Here is a 3,753-nt window from a genome sequence, read left to right as displayed (position 1 = left end):
ACCAGACCAGAGGTCTGCCAGGACTTTTCAAAGGAACCTCGAACCTGCCGAAGCAGGTCGGGGTATCAACATATCTGGCGTTGACTTTTGGCACGCTGTTGAGTTCTCAAGGAACGGACGCTTCCTTCGTACTCACCCGCAGAACATCTTCTGGGGCTTTCCTCCGGGCGCTTCCCTTCGGTCTTGCGTTTCCGACTCTATCAGACTCTTTCGTGTCCGATTCCCGGTCGAAGCGGGTCTTGCATTTTTCGCTTTCCAGTTCTTCGCTTTCGCGCTTTCCCTTTCCAGCGGTTCCAACCTTACCAGATCCAGTCCGTTCCGTTTCCGGTTCGAATTTGAATTCCAGTGGCCGTTGAAAGGGCCTTGCCTTTCGGCTGATTCGACTTTATCAGAAGCAATGCCGCCGAGAAGATCGGCTGCATGTTTCGGAGAGTGGGAATCAAGTGGCTCTGCGGAAACTGAAGTTCCGGTGAGAGCGAGGTAAACCTAGTGGTTGTCCTAGAACTTGTCCAGTTCCCGGCAACTGTTCAAATCTACCTCCCCCCGTCCGCCGTGTCAACGGTCTTCGGGGCGAGCAGGAGACTAGCAGGTCAGCGCAGCCCCACGCACATCAGCCGGCCACCGGCAGTTCGGCACTTCGTTCGGCTGCTGCGATGTCGCCGGTGTCGCCGGCCCGGGCTGCCCGGCCGCCCAGGATGTAGACGTAGGCGAGGAAAGCCAGCTCAGCGGCGATTCCGATGGCGATACGCGCCCAGGTCGGAAGACCCGAGGGGGTGACGAAGCCTTCGATGACGCCCGATACGAACAGCACGAGGGCCAGCCCGATGGCCATGCCGATGGCAGCCCGGCCCTGTTGTGCCAGGGCTGCGCGCCGGGTGTGCGGGCCGGGATCGATGACCGTCCAGCCCAGGCGGAGGCCGGTCCCGGCCGCGACGAAGACGGCCGTCAGTTCCAGCAGCCCGTGGGGAAGGATCAGACCGAGGAAGGTGTCGAGCCTGCCCGCCGAGGACATCAGGCCGATGCCGACCGCCAGGTTGAGCACATTGACGAAGAGGATCCAGATCACGGGAACGCAGAGAAACGCGCCGAGCACCAGGCACATCGCCGCGGCCTGGGCGTTGTTCGTCCAGACCTGGGCGGCGAACGAGGCCGCCGGGTGGCTGGAGTAGTACGTCTCGTACTCGCCTCCCGGGCTGGTCATGCGGCGGAGGTCCTCCGGCGCGGCTATCGCCGACTGAACCTCCGGATGGGCTCCGATCCACCAGCCCATGATCGCCGCCAGCAGCACGGACAGGACGGCGGTGGGTATCCACCAGCGCCTGGACCGGTAGACCGCGGCGGGAAAGCCTGCCGTGAGGAAGTGGGCGGCGTCGCGCCAGGACGCGCGGCGGGTGCCCGTCACCGTGGAGCGGGCCCGGGCCACCAGCTGGGTCAGGCGCGCCGTGAGCAAGGGGTCGGGGGCGCTGGACTGGATGAGGGAGAGGTGGGTGGCCGTTCGCTGGTACAGATCGACGAGTTCGTCGGCCTCCGCTCCCGTGAGTTTGCGCCCGCGGTGCAGGAGATGGTCCAGACGGTCCCAGTCGATGCGGTGGGTGTTGACGAAGACGTCGAGGTCCATGGTCGGCTGCTGCTCCTGGCATGGGTGTGTACGGGTCCGTACAACGGCGGCGCGTTGCGGGTCAGCTTGGCAGACTGTGGCCCCGAGGGGCAGGGATGGTCGGCGAAGGGCGGGCGGCAATGAGTGAGCTGGTGACCGGGGACGCGGTCGTGCTGGGGTTGCGGCCGGCGAAGCTGCCGAGCCGGGCGCTGGCCCTGGTCATCGATCTGGCGGCGGTGGGGACCGTGTTCGTCCTCGTGTCGATCGGCATGGCCCTCGCGACGGCCTCGCTCGACGACGCGGCGGTGGCGGCGGTGACCGTCGCGACGTTCCTGCTCGTCCTGGTCGGCGCGCCGATCGCGGTGGAGACGCTGACGCACGGGCGTTCGCTGGGGAAACTCGCGTGCGGACTCCGGGTGGTACGGGACGACGGGGGGCCCATCCGGTTCCGGCACGCGCTGGTGCGCGGAGCGATGGGGGTCGTGGAGATCCTCGCGACGCTCGGTGCGGTCGCCTCGGTCGCCTCGCTGGTCTCGGCGCGCGGGCGACGGCTCGGGGACGTGTTCGCGGGGACGCTCGTCGTACGGGAGCGGGTGCCGGCGGGCAGAGCGGCAGCGGTTCCGCCTCCGCCGCCCTGGCTGATCGGGCGGTTCGCCGGCCTGGACCTGTCGGCCGTTCCGGACGATCTGTGGCTTGCGGTGCGGCAGTACCTGACGCGGATGCACCAGCTGGACGCCGCCGTGGGGCGGGGCATGTCGGAGCGGCTGGCCGGAGAGCTGGCTGCCCGGACCGGAGTCCCGGCGCCGCCGGACGTGCCTGCCGCCGCGTTCCTGGCCGCCGTGGTGAACGAACGGCAGGCGCGTGATGCGCGCCGCGCGTTCGGTGGAGGACCAGCCGCGGCTTCCGTGGCGCACCCTGCTCCCGTGGCACACCCTGCTCCCGTGGCGCACCCCGCCCCGGCGCCTCTTCCCGCGCCCGTGCAGGCGGCCCCTGTCCGGTCTGCCGGGCAGGACGGCACGGCAGCGGTTACCCGGGCGGACGCGGTGCGGCCTCCCGCCGGAGGCTTCGCGCCGCCGGCCTAGGTCCGCGTGGTGCCCCCAGCCCTCAGCCGTGCGTCACCGCCTACCGGTCCGAGGGCGGGGACTCCAGCTCTTCGAGCTCGATGCCCGGGGCCGAGAGGACCACGTCACCGGCGAGGTGAACGGTGTGCTGCTCCCCCGTGTCCAGGGCGCTGACCTGGTACGCGTCCACGATCAGCGGCCCGTTGTCAGTGGGGTGCGCTTCACTGTTCACCAGGGCCCAGGACTGGTCGACGGTACGGGGGGCGAGCACCGGGTCCGTGAAGGTGACGACTCGGATCCGGGTGGCCGGAGAAGTGGGGGTGAGACGCAGCAGCCGTGCTGTGGCGACGAGGAAGGCGGGGGACGTGCCGCTGAACGCGTGGGCGCGGACATTGCCTTCGGTGGCGTGGGTGCCGCTCGGGTCGGTGCGCACCCAGGTGACGCCTTCGAGGGCGGCGCCGCGGATCTGCCAGCTCGCGGCGTGGAGTTCGAGGCGGATGGGGCGGCCGAGCTCGTCGAGGGTGAGGTCGACGGATCCGAGGTGATCGCCGGACGGGGCGGTCGTCTGGGAGACGTAGCGCCAGCCGGAGGGGCCGGGGGCGCAGTGGAAGTGTTCTTCACCGAGGGGGGTGTGGTCGTGGACATCGTGGAGCGAATATCGGCCGCGTGGCATGGGGTCCTTCGGGTTCCTCGGGCTGTGCGGGTGCGGTACGGCGCAGGCCCCCGCCACGGGGGTGCGGGGGCCTGCGTTCGTAGCTGCTGCTGAGCCACCGTGCCTGCGGACGCGCGCGCGTCCGCAGACGCTGGGGGTCTGCCGGTGGCCGGTCTTCACCGACCGGTGGGGAGGTGCCTGGTCACCGGCAGGTCTCCGCAGGTGGGTGTCTCAGTAGCGGTAGTGGTCGGACTTGTACGGGCCCTCGACCTCGACACCGATGTACGCGGCCTGCTCGGGGCGGAGCGTCGTGAGTTTCACGCCGAGCGCGTCGAGGTGGAGACGGGCGACCTTCTCGTCGAGGTGCTTGGGCAGCACGTAGACGTCGGTCGGGTACTCCTCGGGCTTGGTGAACAGCTCGATCTGGGCCAGGGTCTGGTCCG

General features: G+C 69.2%; 4 protein-coding genes. 1 reads left to right on the top strand and 3 read right to left on the bottom strand.

Features of this window, described 5'->3' with window-relative positions; translation table 11 throughout:
* Positions 1-610: 610 nt before the first annotated feature.
* Entirely contained in the window at positions 611-1,618 is a 1,008-nt protein-coding gene (locus E6R60_RS36330; protein ID WP_136331001.1) for a stage II sporulation protein M, read from the bottom strand.
* Positions 1,619-1,737: 119 nt separating this feature from the next.
* Between E6R60_RS36330 and E6R60_RS36325 the strand changes: the two genes are divergently transcribed.
* Positions 1,738-2,679 carry an RDD family protein gene (locus E6R60_RS36325; protein ID WP_136331000.1) on the top strand — a complete coding sequence of 314 codons (942 nt, stop codon included), beginning with the start codon at positions 1,738-1,740 and terminating at the stop codon, positions 2,677-2,679.
* A gap of 40 nt (positions 2,680-2,719) precedes the next feature.
* Here the strand turns inward: E6R60_RS36325 and E6R60_RS36320 are convergent, their stop codons facing one another.
* Both E6R60_RS36320 and E6R60_RS36315 read right to left on the bottom strand, forming a co-directional pair.
* Entirely contained in the window at positions 2,720-3,331 is a 612-nt protein-coding gene (locus E6R60_RS36320; RefSeq protein ID WP_136330999.1) for a hypothetical protein, read from the bottom strand.
* Positions 3,332-3,541: 210 nt separating this feature from the next.
* On the bottom strand, positions 3,542-3,753 hold a 212-nt coding region (locus E6R60_RS36315; RefSeq protein WP_206309613.1), incomplete at its 5' end, for an adenosylhomocysteinase.

Source organism: Streptomyces sp. A0642 (assembly GCF_004795105.1).
GTDB lineage: Bacteria > Actinomycetota > Actinomycetes > Streptomycetales > Streptomycetaceae > Streptomyces.
This window is presented reverse-complemented; position numbering and strand designations above follow the sequence as displayed.

What these genes read in the sequence shown, in the direction of transcription:
- E6R60_RS36320 (WP_136330999.1), bottom strand. Translation starts at nt 3,331, where the DNA reads ATGCCACGCGGCCGATATTCGCTCCACGATGTCCACGACCACACCCCC.
- E6R60_RS36330 (WP_136331001.1), bottom strand. Translation starts at nt 1,618, where the DNA reads ATGGACCTCGACGTCTTCGTCAACACCCACCGCATCGACTGGGACCGT.
- E6R60_RS36325 (WP_136331000.1), top strand. Translation starts at nt 1,738, where the DNA reads ATGAGTGAGCTGGTGACCGGGGACGCGGTCGTGCTGGGGTTGCGGCCG.